Annotated in this window: 17 protein-coding genes; 11 read left to right on the forward strand and 6 right to left on the reverse strand. The window is 55.4% G+C overall.

The genetic code is table 11. From position 1 onward, the window contains the following. Window positions 1-70 precede the first annotated feature (70 nt). A complete protein-coding gene (gene pdhR, locus F3I20_RS17900; RefSeq protein ID WP_033781878.1) occupies window positions 71-835 on the reverse strand; it encodes a pyruvate dehydrogenase complex transcriptional repressor PdhR in 765 nt (254 codons plus the stop codon). Window positions 836-1,351: 516 nt separating this feature from the next. On the opposite strand from pdhR, the gene aroP reads away from it, so the two are divergent. The 4 genes from aroP (at window position 1,352) to F3I20_RS17925 (ending at window position 5,624) form a co-directional block, all read left to right on the forward strand. Beyond that, entirely contained in the window at window positions 1,352-2,707 is a 1,356-nt protein-coding gene (aroP, locus tag F3I20_RS17905) for an aromatic amino acid transporter AroP (protein ID WP_150010789.1), read from the forward strand. Window positions 2,708-2,880: 173 nt separating this feature from the next. Next, the gene (locus F3I20_RS17915) at window positions 2,881-3,078 is read left to right on the forward strand and encodes a hypothetical protein (protein WP_150010791.1); all 198 of its coding nucleotides are present in this window, start codon (window positions 2,881-2,883) and stop codon (window positions 3,076-3,078) included. A gap of 177 nt (window positions 3,079-3,255) precedes the next feature. Next, entirely contained in the window at window positions 3,256-4,668 is a 1,413-nt protein-coding gene (locus tag F3I20_RS17920; RefSeq protein ID WP_150010793.1) for a glycoside-pentoside-hexuronide (GPH):cation symporter, read from the forward strand. Continuing rightward, complete coding sequence (locus F3I20_RS17925) at window positions 4,665-5,624, forward strand: glycoside hydrolase family 43 protein (RefSeq protein ID WP_150037644.1); 960 nt, start codon at window positions 4,665-4,667, stop codon at window positions 5,622-5,624. Before F3I20_RS17920 ends, F3I20_RS17925 begins: the two co-directional genes overlap by 4 nt. Here F3I20_RS17925 and ampE read toward each other — a convergent pair. Both ampE and ampD read right to left on the reverse strand, forming a co-directional pair. Next, complete coding sequence (gene ampE / locus F3I20_RS17930) at window positions 5,606-6,460, reverse strand: beta-lactamase regulator AmpE (RefSeq protein WP_150037643.1); 855 nt, start codon at window positions 6,458-6,460, stop codon at window positions 5,606-5,608. The two genes, F3I20_RS17925 and ampE, sit on opposite strands and share 19 nt — an antisense overlap. A 16-nt stretch (window positions 6,461-6,476) precedes the next feature. Next, entirely contained in the window at window positions 6,477-7,028 is a 552-nt protein-coding gene (gene ampD / locus F3I20_RS17935; RefSeq protein ID WP_033731574.1) for a 1,6-anhydro-N-acetylmuramyl-L-alanine amidase AmpD, read from the reverse strand. Between the two features lie 197 nt (window positions 7,029-7,225). On the opposite strand from ampD, the gene nadC reads away from it, so the two are divergent. From nadC to hofC, 4 genes are all read left to right on the forward strand, one after another. Beyond that, a complete protein-coding gene (gene nadC / locus F3I20_RS17940) occupies window positions 7,226-8,122 on the forward strand; it encodes a carboxylating nicotinate-nucleotide diphosphorylase (protein WP_150011009.1) in 897 nt (298 codons plus the stop codon). Between the two features lie 172 nt (window positions 8,123-8,294). Continuing rightward, entirely contained in the window at window positions 8,295-8,750 is a 456-nt protein-coding gene (gene ppdD / locus F3I20_RS17945; protein ID WP_150010799.1) for a prepilin peptidase-dependent pilin, read from the forward strand. Then, window positions 8,737-10,122: a type II secretion system protein GspE gene (gene gspE, locus F3I20_RS17950; protein ID WP_150010801.1), complete on the forward strand. Its 1,386-nt coding sequence runs from the start codon at window positions 8,737-8,739 to the stop codon at window positions 10,120-10,122. The genes ppdD and gspE overlap by 14 nt, the downstream gene beginning before the upstream one ends. Further along, window positions 10,115-11,314, forward strand: a complete 1,200-nt coding sequence (gene hofC / locus F3I20_RS17955) for a protein transport protein HofC (protein ID WP_150037642.1) — start codon at window positions 10,115-10,117, stop codon at window positions 11,312-11,314. Before gspE ends, hofC begins: the two co-directional genes overlap by 8 nt. Before the next feature lie 26 nt (window positions 11,315-11,340). Here hofC and F3I20_RS17960 read toward each other — a convergent pair whose 3' ends face one another. Next, a complete protein-coding gene (locus F3I20_RS17960; protein WP_150037641.1) occupies window positions 11,341-12,381 on the reverse strand; it encodes a GMP reductase in 1,041 nt (346 codons plus the stop codon). A 234-nt stretch (window positions 12,382-12,615) separates the two neighbouring features. On the opposite strand from F3I20_RS17960, the gene coaE reads away from it, so the two are divergent. Genes coaE through yacG form a run of 3 tightly spaced genes read left to right on the forward strand, consistent with a single transcriptional unit; the run spans window position 12,616 to window position 14,178 of the window. Then, window positions 12,616-13,224, forward strand: coding sequence for a dephospho-CoA kinase (coaE, locus tag F3I20_RS17965; RefSeq protein ID WP_150037640.1), 609 nt, complete (start codon window positions 12,616-12,618; stop codon window positions 13,222-13,224). Between the two features lie 4 nt (window positions 13,225-13,228). After that, window positions 13,229-13,972 (forward strand): cell division protein ZapD, encoded by a 744-nt coding sequence (gene zapD, locus F3I20_RS17970; protein WP_150010809.1) that lies wholly within the window; start codon window positions 13,229-13,231, stop codon window positions 13,970-13,972. A gap of 8 nt (window positions 13,973-13,980) precedes the next feature. Next, window positions 13,981-14,178 (forward strand): DNA gyrase inhibitor YacG, encoded by a 198-nt coding sequence (yacG, locus tag F3I20_RS17975; RefSeq protein WP_009092117.1) that lies wholly within the window; start codon window positions 13,981-13,983, stop codon window positions 14,176-14,178. Window positions 14,179-14,211: 33 nt separating this feature from the next. On the opposite strand, the gene mutT is transcribed toward yacG, so the two are convergent. Both mutT and secA read right to left on the reverse strand, forming a co-directional pair. Then, window positions 14,212-14,607 carry an 8-oxo-dGTP diphosphatase MutT gene (gene mutT / locus F3I20_RS17980; protein WP_009092119.1) on the reverse strand — a complete coding sequence of 132 codons (396 nt, stop codon included), beginning with the start codon at window positions 14,605-14,607 and terminating at the stop codon, window positions 14,212-14,214. Window positions 14,608-14,749: 142 nt separating this feature from the next. Beyond that, entirely contained in the window at window positions 14,750-17,452 is a 2,703-nt protein-coding gene (gene secA, locus F3I20_RS17985) for a preprotein translocase subunit SecA (protein ID WP_150010813.1), read from the reverse strand. Between the last annotated feature and the right edge of the window lie 20 nt (window positions 17,453-17,472).

Raw genomic sequence — 17,472 nt, forward strand, 5'->3', positions numbered from 1 at the left:
GAATAATCGGGAGCCTGTTTAAGCAGATGCAGGCAGGCTCGTCTGATGTCCGTACGATCTTTGTCGCACGTTATTCCTTACGTTGCTGTAAACGACGCAGGGAGCGTTCACGACGGCTCTGCTCCCGACTTCTGTCCAGCAAGATTTCCTCTATGAACGCCAGGTGACGGTGTGAAGCCTCGCGCGCTTTTTCTGGCTCACGAGCCACAATCGCCTCAAAGATTCTGGCGCGGTGACCGCTCACTTTTGCCAGCATTTCCCGGCGCGAGTAGAGCAATTCGAAATTCTGACGGACGTTTTGTTCCAGCATAGGGCCCATTGAGCGTAGCAAATGTAAAAGCACAACATTATGGGCCGCTTCTGTGACAGCGATCTGATACTGCATCACGGCGTCCGCTTCGGCGTCTAAATCGCCGCTGTCCTGCGCCTGCTGGATGTGCACATGGCAGTCGCGAATGCGCAGCAGGTCTTCTTCCGTGCCGCGCAGCGCCGCGTAATAGGCCGCGATGCCCTCTAAGGCATGACGCGTTTCCAGCAGGTCAAACTGTGATTCCGGATGGTCAGCGAGAAGCTCAACGAGTGGGTCACTCATGCTTTGCCAGAGATGCTCCTGTACGAATGTTCCGCCGCCCTGACGGCGCAGCAATAATCCTTTCGCTTCTAAGCGTTGGATCGCTTCGCGGAGAGATGGACGTGAGACATCGAATTGTTTAGCGAGTTCGCGCTCAGGGAGCAGCTTCTCTCCCGGACGCAGGGTCCCTTCCATAATCAGGGATTCGAGCTGTTGCTCGATAGCGTCGGAGAGCTTGGGTTGGCGAATCTTACTGTAAGCCATCATCCCTTCTTATTAAGCCAATCGTCCGGAGTAAATTGGTAATACCAATTGCAAAGAGGTGCCGGTAAAGTAACAAAGTATTCACCTTGTGTCTATATGGTGTCTGCGACATTCACATATCCCGCAAGCCTGTGCTGACGCTAACTCGCGGTTAAAAAAATGAAAAATCCATGCTCCTGTAGATGTTAAATAAATGCACTTTTACCAAACCTTACACCCGCCCAGGGCCTGAGCGCAGCGGTAACCATAAGTGAAAGCTATTCGTCATTAACGGCATTTCATGGCAGAAGTTTGCGGGGGACAGACGTGACCGCGACGGCGTTTTTTCAGTCAACTCTCAGCACGAAAGGCGAAAGCAGGTGCAAAGCGATTCGCTTATCACTATTCTTGTCGCCAGGGTAGCAGATGGCAGCATTCAGCACGCCGGATACCGTAAAATAATCAATACGTTATTGTAACTACTTCATTACAGCGGACTGCGCTGCAAAAGAAGAATAAAAACATCACGAGGTTTGTATGGAACAACAGCAAGGCGAAGCGCTGAAACGTGGTCTTAAGAACCGCCATATTCAGCTCATCGCGCTGGGTGGTGCAGTGGGAACTGGCCTGTTTCTGGGCAGTGCATCGGTCATTGAATCCGCCGGACCGGCCGTTATTCTGGGCTATGCGATTGCCGGTTTTATTGCCTTTTTAATCATGCGTCAGCTGGGTGAAATGGTGGTTGAAGAGCCGGTTGCCGGCAGCTTCAGCCACTTCGCCTACAAATACTGGGGTAACTTTGCCGGCTTCGCCTCAGGCTGGAACTACTGGGTCCTTTACGTGCTGGTCGCCATGGCCGAGCTCACTGCCGTCGGCAAATATATCCAGTTCTGGTGGCCCGACTTTCCGACCTGGGCCTCGGCAGCCATCTTCTTTGTCATGATCAACGCCATCAACCTGACTAACGTGAAAGTGTTCGGTGAGATGGAGTTCTGGTTTGCCATTATTAAAGTGGTCGCGGTCATCGGCATGATCCTGTTTGGTGGCTGGCTGCTGTTCAGCGGTCACGCGGGTCCTCAGGCGACCGTGCGCAACCTGTGGGATCAGGGCGGCTTTTTCCCGCATGGCATCGGCGGTCTGGTCGCGGTCATGGCAATTATTATGTTCTCGTTCGGCGGACTGGAGCTGGTGGGTATCACCGCAGCAGAGGCTGATAACCCGGAAGTGAGCATTCCAAAAGCAACTAACCAGGTGCTGTGGCGTATCCTGATTTTCTACATTGGTTCGCTGGCGGTGCTGCTGTCACTGATGCCGTGGAGCCGTGTTACGTCAGAAGTCAGCCCGTTTGTCTTTATCTTCCACGAGCTGGGCGATGCCATGGTGGCGAATGCGCTGAATGTGGTGATCCTGACGGCGGCCCTGTCGGTCTATAACAGCTGCGTTTACTGCAACAGCCGGATGCTGTTTGGTCTGGCACAGCAGGGCAATGCGCCAAAAGCGCTGCTCAAGGTCGATCGTCGCGGTGTGCCGGTCTTAACAATTCTGGTCTCGGCTGTTGCCACTGCACTGTGCGTGCTGATCAACTACCTGATGCCGGGTCAAGCATTTGGCCTGCTGATGTCGCTGGTAGTCTCCGCACTGGTGATTAACTGGGCGATGATCAGCCTGGCACACCTCAAGTTCCGTCGTAAGAAAGATCAGCAGGGCGTCACAACCCGCTTTAAAGCGCTGCTCTATCCGGCGGGTAACTGGATTTGCCTGATCTTCCTGGCGGGAATTCTGGTGCTGATGGCGACCACGCCGGGTATGGCGATCTCAGTCTGGCTGATCCCGGTCTGGCTGGTCATTCTGGGTATAGGTTACTTTATTAAGAACCAGACGCAGAAAGCCTGATCTTTTTGCTCATCCGGTGCGCGCAGTCAGGGCGCACCGGCCACTTTAGCTCTATTACTATTTTTATTACCGGCTTGAGATGGTAATTTTTTCCTGCTTCTAACCTGATTAAGGAAAAAATTATTATGCGGGAACTCGCACCATCAGAAATTTTGGCCGTAAGTGGCTGTGGCATGATTCAGGATATTACTACCACTGTGGGTAAGCAGGCCGGTTCATTAATCGGTAATATACTCGGCTCCCTGATCCCGGTGCCATTTATTTCCGGTTTAGTAGGTTCTGTTGCCAGCACTCTCTTTGGCAATATTGGTGGCTGGCTTGGCAGCTTCGTTGGCGGACTGGTTGAAGGCCAGAACAACAGCGCTGCGTAAACCCCCTTTCGTTAAAAATACCCTCTATAAAGTAATGTGAACTGGCTCGCTGGTGCGTATCAGTTCACATTTTTTTGCGCCCGCCTGTTTTGTCCATCTCTGTAACCAATTGCTGCTGCGTCACAGACGGCTTCAACCCTAATAATCACTGGCTTCACGGTTTGCAGGAGAAGCAAAATGAAGCCCGCAGCACTCTCATTTAAAGAAAAGCTGGGTTATGGCATGGGCGATGCCGGATGCAACATGATTGGCGGTGCCATCATGCTGTTCCTGAACTACTTCTATACCGATGTTTTCGGACTGGCCCCGGCGCTGGTAGGAACGCTGTTACTCTCGGTCAGAGTACTGGATGCGGTCACCGATCCGATTATGGGTGCCATCGCCGATCGCACTCAGAGTCGCTGGGGCCGTTTTCGTCCCTGGCTGCTGTGGGTTTCCGTGCCCTATGTGGTCTTCAGCGTATTGATGTTCACCACGCCCGACTGGACTTATCACAACAAGGTAATCTGGGCCTTCGTCACCTACTTTCTGATGTCGCTGACCTACACCGCGATTAACATTCCTTACTGTTCTCTGGGCGGCGTGATTACCAACGATCCCGGTGAGCGCGTCTCCTGCCAGTCTTACCGCTTTGTCATGGTCGGCATCGCGACGCTGATACTGTCACTGTCGCTGCTGCCGATGGCGGAGTGGTTTGGTGGTGAAGACAAAGCACGCGGCTACCAGATGGCGATGGCGGTACTGGCCACCATTGGTCTGGCGATGTTTCTGTTCTGCTTTGCCACGGTACGGGAACGTATTCGCCCGGCCGTGCCGAGCAATGATGACCTGAAGAAAGATCTGCGTGACGTCTGGAAGAATGACCAGTGGGTGCGCATTCTGCTGCTGACCTTCTGTAACGTCTGTCCTGGCTTTATCCGCATGGCGGCCACCATGTATTACGTGACCTGGGTCATGGGCCAGTCAACGCACTTCGCCACGCTGTTTATCAGCCTGGGAGTGATTGGCATGATGTTCGGCAGCACGCTGGCAAAACTGCTCACCGATCGCTGGTGCAAACTCAAAGTTTTCTTCTGGACGAATATCGTACTGGCCCTTTTTTCCAGCGGCTTTTACTGGATCGATCCGCACGCCACCCTGATGGTCGTGGTGGCTTATTTTGTGCTGAATATTCTGCATCAGATCCCCTCCCCCCTGCACTGGTCGCTGATGGCTGATGTGGATGACTACGGCGAATGGAAAACCGGTAAACGCATTACCGGCATCAGCTTCTCCGGCAACCTCTTCTTCCTTAAGGTAGGACTGGCGGTCGCCGGTGCGATGGTCGGTTTTCTGCTCTCAATATATGGCTACAACGCGGGCGCAAAACAGCAGTCAGCCGAGGCGATTGACGGCATCATGCTGCTGTTCACCGTTATTCCGGGTATCGGCTATCTGATTACCGCAGGTGTGGTGCGGCTGATGAAGGTTGACCGCAAAATGATGCTCACCATCCAGCAGGATCTGGCGCTGCGTCGCGAAAACTTCCACGACTTACACACTGTTCGTCTGCACAACCGTGCTGCCACGCCAACCGGAGATGTTAAATGACTTCAATCCTGCCAAATCCTTTTATTGAGCAGCGCGCCGATCCCTTTATTTTGCGCCATGAGCAGCACTACTATTTTGTGGCATCGGTGCCGGAGTATGACCGGCTGGAGATTCGCCGCGCCACCACGCTGGCTGACCTGCGCAGTGCCAGGCCGGTGGTGGTCTGGCACAAGCCCGAGAGCGGTCCCTGCAGCGAACTCATCTGGGCACCGGAGCTGCACTATATCGACGGGCTGTGGGTGATCTATTTCGCGGCGGCACCGACGCGCGACATTAAAGAGGGATTATTCCAGCATCGGATGTACGCACTGGTGTGCGAGGCCGCAGATCCATTGCAGGGCGAATGGCAGCCCTGCCGCAGGGTCTTCACCCATTTAGACAGCTTCTCTCTGGATGCCACCCACTTCGTGCATCAGGGCAAAAACTGGTATCTCTGGGCGCAGAAAGATCCCGTCATTCCCGGTAACTCCAACCTCTATCTGGCTGAGCTGCTGAATCCCTGGACGCTGAAAGGCACGCCCGTAATGCTGAGCCGGCCGGAATATGAGTGGGAGTGTGCCGGGTTCAGCGTTAATGAAGGACCGGCGGTCATTCGTCACGGCGATCGGCTGTTTGTGACCTATTCCGCCAGCGCCACCGATGAGAATTATTGTCTGGGGATCCTGTCGATTACCGCGGATGCCAACCCGCTTGATGCCGCGGCCTGGCAGAAATCAGCACGGCCGGTATTTGTGTCCAGCTGGGACAACCACCAGTACGGGCCGGGCCACAACAGTTTTACCCAGGATGAGACAGGACGCGACGTGCTGGTTTACCACGCACGTAATTACACGGAAATTGAGGGCGATCCGCTCTGGGATCCGAACCGCCATACCCGACTAAAATATTTCAGCTGGCGGGATGATGGCACGCCCGATTTCGGCGTGCCACCTGCTGATTACACCAGCGTGCCGTAAATCGTCAGCAACGCGACGGCAACAACCAGCACCAGCGAAGTCCGTTTCGCTAACGCCACGGCCACCCGTGGCGTTTCAACTTTATCGCTGTGCGGATCGCGCGACAGTGAGAACTGCGCCAGCGTCGTCAGCACGTGATACTGAGAACGGTGACGATCGGTCAGCGAGGCAAACCAGGCGGGCAGCGCTTTTTCGCCATGGCCCAGCAGTGCGTAAGCGACACCCGCCAGCCGCACCGGGATCCAGTCGAGCAGATGCAGAATCGCATCCACGCCCGATTGTGCACGCGCCATCGGTGTGCCGTGTCTGGCCAGCCAGCCTTGCCAGGCGCGCAGAAACGCGTAACCCACCAGCAGCACCGGTCCCCACGGTCCACCCACCACCAGCCAGAACATCGGGGCGAGATAGAAACGGAAGTTTATCCAGATCAGCGCATTCTGCAGCTCGCGCAGGAACTCACGTTCGCTGCACTCCACCGGCACACCATGGATTAGCGTCAGCTCAGCTGCCATCGCCTGATGTGCCGCGTCATTGTCATGGCTGGCCGCTTTCAGGTAGTTATGGTAGTGCTGACGTACTGAGCCGGCACCGATGCAGAGCAGTCCGGCAACGATCCAGAACAGCAACTGCAGTACGCCAAACAGTAATCCTTTCAGACTCCAGACCACCAGCGCGGTCAGCGCCATCGCCAGTACGGTCATCAGCAGGGTTCGCATCATGGAGTAATGGCGGCGATGGCGAAAAATCGGCTCCAGCCGGTGTTCGAGTTGCCAGTGCTCGCCCAGTTTAAACAGGCGCTCCCAGCCTAAAACCAATAACAAGGTAAACAACGTCATACTGACTCCGCAAAAATCACGATTTTTGCTGCGTTAACAGCTGTTTGTAGTAGTCCCAGTCAAAAGCAGGTCCGGGATCGGTTTTGCGTACCGGCGCGATATCGCTGTGCCCCGTGATACGTGAAGGCGTTACCGGGTAGTGTTGCAGCAGTAACTGCGTGACCTGCTGCAGGGCCCGATATTGCGCCTCGCTATACGGCTCGCTGTCAGTTCCTTCCAGCTCAATACCGATGGAGAAGTCGTTGCAGTTTTCACGTCCTTCAAACTGCGAAATGCCTGCATGCCAGGCGCGTTTGTCAAAGGGGACATACTGCACGATCTCCCCATCACGACGAATCAGGCAGTGTGCTGCCACTTTCAGCGCGGCGATATCCGCAAAATAGGGATGGGCATCGGGCGGTAATGTGCCGGTAAATAGTCTGTCGATCCAGGGACCGCCAAATTCACCGGGTGGCAGGCTGATATTGTGGATCACCAGCAGTGAAGGCGCCTCATCGTCAGGGCGTTCATTACAATGCGTTGACGGCACGTGACGCACACCGGTCAGCCAGCCCTGTTTGATTTTCATACCGCTTTTCCTTGTTTCACCAGGCTGAGAATAGCATGAATAATAAAGGATTCTTGCCTCTTAGTGTGTCGGTCTGGTGACATTAAATTGCCCTTTGTTAAGGATACTAAACAAAATACTATCCGTTGCTGGAACCTGATGCCGGTTCAGGCTATTGTGACCGCCTCTGTCCTTCCTGTTTCTGGAGTAAAATGCTTATGTCATCCCGTGGTTATGATCCCGACAGCCGCCGTCAGGCCCTGATTAAACGCATTGAAAGTGACATCCCGGATGCCGTTGCGCTGGCGTTAAAAGAAGACCTCGGTGGTGAGATCGATGCTGACCGCGATATTACCGCACAGCTGTTACCTGCCGATACCCAGGCCCATGCGCAGGTCATCACCCGTGAAGCCGGTGTTTTCTGTGGTAAACGCTGGGTTGAAGAGGTATTTATTCAGCTTGGCTCGCATGCGGCTCTGAACTGGCATGTTGAAGATGGTGATCGGATCGAAGCGGATCAGTTGCTGTTTGAAATTGAGGGGCCTGCCCGCCTGCTGCTGACCGCCGAGCGGACGGCGCTTAATTTTGTACAGACGCTCTCGGGTGTTGCCACCGAAGTCAGCCGCTATGTCGCACTGCTGGCGGGAAGTCAGACTCAGCTGCTGGACACGCGCAAAACCCTGCCAGGACTGCGGACTGCGCTGAAATATGCCGTACTGTGCGGCGGAGGCAGCAATCATCGCCTGGGCCTCTCTGACGCCTATCTGATCAAAGAAAACCATATCATTGCCAGCGGATCGATTGCTCAGGCAGTCGAACGCGCGCAGTGGCTGCAACCCGATGTGCCGGTTGAAGTGGAGGTGGAATCATTGGAAGAGTTACGTCAGGCGCTGGAAGCGGAAGCCGACATTGTGATGCTGGACAACTTCAGTCTGGAAGCGATGCGTGAAGCCGTTGAACTCAACCAGGGGCGGACGCTGCTCGAGGTCTCCGGCAACGTCACCGAAACCACTCTGCCGCAGATCGCCTTGACCGGCGTGGACTACGTCTCGGTGGGCGCACTGACCAAGCATGTGCGGGCGCTGGACCTCTCGATGCGATTCAAACAAAAATAGCCTGAGCCGTCCTCCAACACGGCGATTTTGCGATCCCGCTTCCGGCGCAGTTTCGACTGCGCTGCAATTCTGAAATCTCTTCACATCACGCTTTCCAGTTCGCCGATCTCTGACTGTCTTTCACCGCCCCCGATTTTTACCCTGTCGCCTTCTTAAATCAGGAGACGAAGTCATGAATTATCAACGTGGATTTACGCTGGTTGAACTGATGATTGTGGTGGGTATTGTGGCGATCTTAAGTGCCATTGGCCTTCCCGCTTATCAAAATTATCTGCAGCGCGCGGCCCTCACCGACATGCTGCAGACGATGGTGCCCTACAAAACGGCGGTTGAGCTTTGCGCCATGGAACGCGGCGGCCCGACGCAATGCCAGGCCGGAGAAGCCGGTATTCCGGCAGCCAGAGGATCGCGCTATGTCTCAGCACTGAGCGTGACCAACGGAGTGATTACGCTGACTGGCCAGGAGAGTCTGAATGGCCTGAGCGTTGAAATGCTACCGATCTGGGACAGCACAGAGGGCGGCATCAGCTGGCAACGTAGCTGCACCAGCAGTAACACCAGCCTGCAGGACAATTGCCGGGAACAATTCCGCTTTGCGGATAAAGGAGCCAGCGATGAGCAAGCCTGATGAGACGATTGCGGCATTATGCCAGCACTATCGCGCTCTGGTTCTGCACCATGATGCCAGTCTGCTGCGCGTTGCAGTCGCGGAGAGCGTGCCGCCCGGACTGACTGAAGCACTCAATTTTGCCAGCCAGTGTCAGATTGAGATCGAATGCTGGCCGCAGGCCCGGCTTGACCAGCTCCAGCATGCTGATAAACCGCTGGTAGCGCGCGAAGAGACACCTGCCGGGTCAGCCATTGAAGCGACACAACTCATCCTGCGTCAGGCACTGGAACGACGGGCCTCCGATGTGCATATCGAACCCTGCCGCGAGGGTCTGCGTGTACGACTGCGCATTGATGGCGTACTGCATCCGCTCTCTTCACTGCCTTCCACTCAACCTGCGGCGTTGCTGGCACGACTGAAAATCCTTGGCGGTCTGGATATCGCCGAACGCCGGTTACCGCAGGATGGTCAGTTCAGCATGGAGATTGCCGGTAAACCCGCCTCTTTCCGCCTGGCGACCTTACCCATCTATGGCGGCGAGAAAGCCGTGGTCCGTCTGTTGCAGAGTGAAAGCGCGGCGCTGTCTCTGGATAAGCTCGGCTTACCCGCTGCCCAGTTGCGTCTGTTCTGCGCCGCACTGGCCCAGCCACAGGGACTGATCCTGGTCACCGGCCCCACCGGCAGCGGCAAGACGTTTACGCTCTATAGCGGGCTTAGTGCCCTGAATAAACCGGAAAAAAATCTGTGCAGCGTTGAAGATCCGATTGAGATCCCGCTGCCCGGCATTAACCAGACGCAGATCCACACCAAAAACGGTCTCGATTTTAACCGCGTGCTGCGGGCGCTGCTGAGACAGGATCCGGATGTGATCATGGTGGGCGAGATCCGCGATGCCGAAACAGCGGAGATTGCGGTGAAAGCGGCTCAGACCGGGCACCTGGTGCTGTCGACGCTGCACACCAACTCCACCGCCGAAACGCTAACCCGGCTGCGGCAGATGGGGATTCCCGGTTATCTGCTGGGGTCGGCGCTGAAACTGATTGTTGCGCAGCGTCTGGTGCGGCGCCTCTGCCCCCATTGCCGTCAGCCTGCTGAGGCGGTGGCGCACTATCCTGCGGAACTCTGGCCCGGCACCCTGCAAACCTGGCGGGCGCCCGGTTGCGATCACTGCTTTTCCGGTTATTTTGGCCGGCTGGCACTGTTTGAACTTCTGCCGATCAATGCCAGGCTGCAGAATGCGATTGCAGCCGAGATGCCGCTTGAGAATCTGCTTAGTCTGGCCAAACAGCAGGGATTGCGCACTTTACTGGTTTCCGGCCTGGAAGCGGTAAGCCGGGGCGATACCTCGCTGGAAGAGATGCAACGGGTGATTGGGCTGGACGATGGCTAACGCAGCTTTATTTAGCTGGCAGGCGGTCGACTGCCAGGGCCAGTTACTCAGTGGTCAGCTTCTGGCTGCCAACACTGACAACCTGCTACTCATCCTGGCGCAGCGCGATCTTCTGCCAGTGAGCTGGAAGCGGGAAAAAATCCTGCGTCAGAGGGACTGGACGTGGCAGCACAAAACCGATCTGATTCGTCAGCTGGCTACCCTGCTCAAAGCGGGCCTGCCACTGGCAGAAAGTCTGGCTTTGCTGGCGGAGGGGCACCCTCATGCAGGCTGGCGGGCTCTGATGCTTGCCCTGCATCATCGGGTACTCAGCGGTGCCCCTTTTTCACAGGCTTTGCGTGAATGGCCGCAGATTTTTCCGCCGCTCTATCCGGCGCTGATGGAAGTGGGCGAACTGACGGGGCAGTTGGATGTCTGCTGCAGTGAGCTGGCTCAGCAGCAGATCCGCCAGCAGCAGTTATGGCATCAGGTGGCAAAGGCGTTACGCTATCCGCTGTTCATTCTGCTGGTGGCGATAGCGGTCACCTGCGGTATGCTGCTGTTCGTGCTGCCAGAGTTCGTTGCGGTGTATGACTCCTTTGACGCGCCCCTGCCCGCGTTTACAGCCGCGGTCATGCAGTTATCTGCCGCGCTTCAGGAATGGGGCGCTGTGCTGGCCTTTGGTGTTTCGCTGATGCTGGCTGGATGGCATCAGCTGCGACGACGCTCTCCAGGCTGGCAACGTCGTGAACAGACGCTTTTCCTGCGCATCCCGCTGCTTTCCGGGTTGTGGCGAGGCACGCAACTGACGCAGATCTATACCATCCTGAATCTCACGCAACGCGCCGGATTAACCCTGTTCCAGGGGCTGGCGGCCGTTGAAGTCACGCTCTCCTCATTGCTCTGGCGGGAAGCGATAGCCGGACTGCAGCAGCATATTGCTCAAGGCAGTCCTCTGCATCAGGCGCTGATGCAGCATTCGCTTTTCACGCCCTTGTGTGGTCAGTTGATTCGGGTGGGTGAAGAGGCGGGCGCACTGGATTTGATGCTGGCCCGCCTGGCAGAATGGCACGAGGCAGAAACGCGAGAGCGCGCTGACACACTGGCGGCGTCTCTGGAACCGATGATGATGGTGGTGATTGGCGGCATTGTCGGCACGCTGGTCATTGCAATGTATCTGCCGGTGTTTGGGCTGGGTGATGCAATGCATTGAGGGGGCGCAGAGTGCGCCCCGAAAGACTATCGATTAAAAACGCGGTTTTCCTGCTCGTTAACCCGGATAAAGGTCGTGCGCTTGGTCAGCTCTTTGAGGCGCTCAGCCCCGACGTACGTACAGGCGGAACGCAGTCCTCCCAGAATATCACGCGCGGTGTCAGCGACCGCCCCCCGCAATGGCAGCTTCACGGTTTTACCTTCCGCTGCACGGTATTGCGCGACACCGCCGACATGACGCTTCATTGCCGATTCGGAACTCATGCCGTAAAAGAGCATGAAGCTTTCGCCATTCTCCTCGACCACCTGCCCTTCACACTCATCATGCGCCGCCAGCATGCCACCCAGCATCACGAAGTCAGCGCCGCCGCCAAAGGCTTTGGCGATATCGCCCGGTACCGAACAGCCGCCATCACTGACAATCTGTCCGCTTAAGCCATGCGCCGCATCAGCACACTCAATGACTGCAGAAAGCTGCGGATAACCCACGCCGGTTTTCACCCGCGTAGTACAGACCGAACCCGGGCCAATACCGACTTTGACGATATCCGCGCCGGAGAGGATAAGCTCTTCCACCATTTCGCCCGTGACCACGTTACCGGCACAGATGGTTTTAGCCGGGAACATTTCACGCGCGCGCTGCAGGAAATCGACAAAATGCTGTGAGTAGCCGTTAGCCACATCAATGCAGATAAACTGCAGATCGTCGGAAAGCGCCATAATCGCGACCAGTTTACTGAGGTCTGTTTCTGACGTGCCGGTTGAAACCATCACATGATTCAGGACTGTCGCAGGCACGCGCTGAATAAACGCCCGCCAGTCGTCTGCGCTGTAATGCTTGTGGACGGCAGTGAGGATATTGAAACTGGCCAGCGCCTCGGCCATCGAAAATGTGCCGACGGTATCCATGTTGGCGGCGATGATCGGTACGCCGCTCCAGCTGAGGCCTGAATGTCTGAAGGTAAAGCTTCGCTCCAGCTCAACCTGTGAGCGACTTTGCAGCGTTGAACGTTTGGGGCGGATCAAGACATCTTTAAAGCCCAGTTTCAGATCTTCTTCAATACGCATAAACAGTGTCCTGGTAAGTGGCAATGAATCGTCATTCACGAAGTAAGCACAGCTCCAGTGACGTTATGATACGCGCCTCTCGCTGCGCGACAAGACTGCGAATTTCACTTTATTTACGCTACAATCCGTTAAATTTAGTTGTGCTTTATCGGTGTGATCTGCCGCGCATTTTTGCCTTTTTTATCCAGATCATTACCCTGAACCTATGTCGGAATATGAAGTCAGGTGAGAAACATGCCCTATACCGTCGCGCTTACAGGGGGAATCGGCAGTGGAAAGAGTACGATTGCCCAGGCATTCGCCGCGTCTGGCGTGGAAATTATTGACGCTGACCTGATCGCCCGTGAAGTTGTTGAACCTGGCACGCCCGCTTTGCAGGCTATTCAGGCACGCTATGGCGCGTCAATCGTGACGGATCAGGGAATGCTCGATCGTAAACAGCTTCGCGACATTATTTTTCAGCAGCCTGAAGAGAAAAGCTGGTTAAACGCGCTACTGCATCCGCTGATAAACGCCCGGACACGAGAACTGATCGCCCAGGCCACCTCACCTTATGTGCTCTGGATGGTGCCATTACTGGTGGAAAATCAGTTACAGCACCAGGCTGATCGGGTACTGGTGGTAGACGTTGATGAGGCAACGCAGTTAGCGCGCACCCAGCAACGTGATCATCTTTCCGTCGAACAGGCGAAACGTATTCTTGCCGCACAGGCCACGCGCCAGCAGCGCCTTGCCTGTGCCGATGACATTATTGATAACAGTGGCGAGCCCGACGACGCCTTGCCACAGGTAGCCGAACTTCATCAGCGCTATCTCAGGCTGGCGGCAACGAAACAGGATTAATACCATGAGTACACCCGTTCTGTTTGAACACCCACTGAATGAAAAAATGCGAACCTGGTTACGGGTTGAGTTTTTGATTAATCAGTTAGATGAAACGACACCCCTGGATAAAACCGTTAATGCGCTGACCTTTTTTCGCCTGACTGGCGAGTTGCTCGATATTTTTGAGCGCGGCGATATGCGGACAGAACTGTTGAAAGAGCTTGAGCGCCAGCAGCAAAAATTACGGGCGTGGGCTGACGTGCCCGGCGTCGATATGACGCTGGTGGATGCCCTGCGCGATAAACTCAAAATTCAGTCAACGCAGTTGATGAACGCACCGCGTATGGGCCAGCAACTGCGCGAGGATCGTCTGATTGCCCTGGTGCGTCAGCGACTGAGTATCCCCGGCGGATGCTGCAGCTTTGATTTGCCGGGACTGCACATCTGGCTGCATCTGCCACAGGAAGTCCGCGATGCACAGGTTGAGGCCTGGATGCAGACCCTGGAGCCACTCCATCATGCCCTGGCGATGGTGCTGGATTTGATCCGCCAGTCGGGTTCGTTCCATACGCAGACCAGCCTCAATGGCTTTTATCAGGATAATGCGGAGGATGCCGATCTGCTGAGACTGCAGCTGTCGCTGGACGATGCGCTCTATCCACAGGTGTCCGGACACAAAAGCCGCTACGCCATTCGTTTTATGCCGCTGGACAGCGAGCGCGGCGAAGTGCCCGCCCGTCTTAACTTCCAGCTGGCCTGTTGTTAGAGGTAACTATGCAGCAAGAAGTCATGACCGTCTCCTGTCCGCAGTGTGGCAAAGAGGTGATCTGGGATGAACTCAGCCCGTTTCGGCCGTTTTGCAGTAAGCGCTGTCAGCTTATCGATTTAGGGGAATGGGCTGCCGAAGAGAAACGCATTCCCAGCAGCGATGATATGAACGACAGTGAAAACTGGAGCGAAGAAGATCGCTGACAGAATGATGATGGGGCGAACTGCCCCATCCGCTCAGAGCTCGCCGGCGACCAGACGCGCAATCAGCTGATGATTCGCGGCCGGAAATTCGTCGGCGACCAGCGCCTGCTGATCAACCCAACGCTGCGGCTGCCCCTCTTTACCCCACGGCTCTCCCTTCCAGCCTTCGACCAGAAAGAAATGCAGCGTCACGCGCAGATCATCATAGGTATGGTCGGCATGACCAATCGGGCGCGCATCGGTCACTTCAATACCGGTTTCTTCGTGGAGTTCTCTGACGAGCCCCTCTTCCGCGCTTTCGCCCGCTTCAATCTTACCGCCGGGAAACTCCCATTTGTTCGCCATGTAAGACGTTGACGCGCGCTGGGCAAGGAAAATTTGTTTACTGGCATTGCGAATGATGCCAACCGCAACCTGCAGGTGCTTCATGGAAACTGTCCGGTCGTAATGAGTGAGGGCTGATTTTAGAACATGCTCTAGCGGAAGTTAACCGCTTTACGTCTGCTCTGGCGAGATGGGCCGCGGGCATAAAAAAAGGAGCCAGCGGCTCCTTTTTCATCAGCATTGCGTATCAGGCGATACGGCCATGACACTGCTTGTATTTCTTACCGGAACCACACGGGCAGGGATCGTTGCGGCCGACTTTACGTTCACCGCTCTGCTCTGCCGCCGGTTCTGCCAGCGCATCCTCTTCTACGTGGCTCAGCTGCTGCTGCTGCGCCAGACGCTCGGCTTCTTCACGACGCTGCTGCTCCATCGCTTCAACCTCTTCAGGCATGCGCACCTGCACTTTGCTCAGGGTACTGATCACTTCATACTTCAGTGATTCCAGCATCGCAGCGAACATAGCGAAGGACTCACGCTTGTACTCCTGCTTAGGATCTTTCTGCGCATAGCCACGCAGATGGATGCCCTGACGCAGATAGTCCATCGCAGCCAGATGCTCTTTCCACAGCGAATCCAGCGTCTGGAGCATCACGCCTTTTTCGAAGTTCCGCATCATCTCTGCGCCAACGATCTGCTCTTTCTCAGCGTAGCTTTCCGTAGCATGGGTCATGATACGCTCACGCAGCACTTCTTCGTGCAGGTCAGGCTCTTTATCCAGCCACTCTGCAATTGGCAGGTTCAGATCGAAGTCAGCACGCAGACGCTCTTCCAGACCCGGCACATCCCACATCTCTTCCAGCGACTGTGGCGGAATATAGGTGTCGATGGTGGCTTTATAGACATCGTGGCGAATACTGTTGATGGTTTCGCTAACGTCAGAAACATCCAGCAGCTCATTACGCTGACTGTAGATCGCGCGACGCTGGTCATTCGCCACATCATCATATTCCAGCAGCTGCTTACGAATATCGAAGTTACGGCTTTCAACTTTACGCTGTGCGTTAGCAATCGCTTTGGTGACCCATGGGTGCTCAATCGCTTCGCCTGGCTTCATGCCCAGTTTACGCATCATATTCGAGACGCGGTCTGAGGCGAAAATACGCATCAGCGCATCTTCCATCGACAGGTAGAAGCGTGAAGAACCGGCGTCACCCTGACGACCAGCACGACCACGCAGCTGGTTATCGATACGACGCGATTCGTGACGTTCAGTGCCGACGATGTGCAAACCACCGGACGCCAGCACCGCATCGTGACGAATCTGCCATGCCGCTTTAATCTCTTCGATTTGCGCTTCAGTCGGCTCTTCCAGTTCAGCCACTTCAGCGTGCCAGCTACCGCCCAGCATAATATCCGTACCACGTCCGGCCATGTTGGTGGCGATAGTGACCGCACCCGGCTGACCGGCCTGCGCCACGATATCCGCTTCGCGGGCGTGGAATTTGGCGTTCAGGACGTTATGTTTGATACCAGCACGGGTCAGTTCGTTAGAAACCACTTCTGATTTTTCAATCGAGATGGTTCCCACCAGCACTGGCTGACCGTTGGCAGTACGCTCACGGATATCCTCAATAATGGCATCGATCTTCTCTTTCTCGGTCATGTAGACCAGGTCAGCCAGATCTTTACGTACCATCGGACGGTTGGTTGGCACCACAATGGTGTCGAGCTTGTAAATAGAGCTGAATTCGAACGCTTCGGTATCGGCAGTCCCGGTCATACCGGCCAGCTTCTCGTAAATACGGAAGTAGTTCTGGAAAGTGATAGAGGCCAGCGTCTGGTTCTCGTTCTGAATCTCAACGCCTTCTTTCGCTTCAATCGCCTGATGCAGACCATCGGACCAGCGACGGCCCTGCATGGTACGGCCGGTGTGTTCATCGACAATCACCACTTCGCCATCTTTCACGATGTAATCAACATCGCGGGTAAAGAGTGCATGCGCACGCAGCGCCGCAGTGACGTGGTGCATCAGCATGATGTTGGTCGGTGAGTAGAGAGACTCGCCCGCTTCCATGATGCCCTGGCTGACCAGCAGCTCTTCCACTTTCACCAGACCACGCTCAGACATATGAGCCTGACGCGCTTTCTCATCGACCCAGAAGTCGCCTTCACCCTGATGGGTTTCGGTATCTTCTTTATCCTGGCGAACCAGATGAGGGATGATCTTGTTCACTTTGGTGTAAAGCTCAGAACTGTCTTCTGCCGGACCGGAGATAATCAGCGGCGTACGCGCTTCATCGATCAGGATGGAGTCGACCTCATCCACCAGCGCATAGTGCAGTTTACGCTGTACGCGCTCTTCCGGGCTGAAAGCCATGTTGTCGCGCAGATAGTCAAAGCCATATTCGTTGTTGGTGCCGTAGGTAATATCAGCAGCATAGGCTTCACGCTTCGCCACAGCCGGCAGGCCCGACATGTTGATACCGATGCTTAAACCCAGGAACTCAAACAGTGGACGGTTATTTTCCGCATCACGCTGGGCCAGATAGTCGTTGACGGTCACCACGTGAACGCCTTTGCCGGATAGCGCATTCAGATAGGCTGGCAGGGTCGCAGTCAGAGTTTTACCTTCACCGGTACGCATTTCAGCGATGCAGCGGTCGTTAAGGACCATGCCGCCGATCAGCTGAACGTCGAAATGACGCATGCCGAACACACGTTTACTCGCTTCACGCACGGTCGCAAAGGCTTCAGGAATCAGGCTCTCCAGCGATTCACCTTTTTTCAGGCGCTCGCGAAACTCGTCGGTTTTCGCTTTCAGTTCATCATCAGAGAGCTTCTCGAAATCAGGCTCCATCTTGTTGATGACGTCCACCACTTTGCGCATGCGGCGCAGTGTACGATCGTTACTGCTACCAAAAACCTTGGTCAATATTTTGCTTAACATAGTAAATATATTCTCTTTCA

Source organism: Candidatus Pantoea gossypiicola (assembly GCF_008632075.1).
Classification (GTDB): domain Bacteria; phylum Pseudomonadota; class Gammaproteobacteria; order Enterobacterales; family Enterobacteriaceae; genus Pantoea; species Pantoea gossypiicola.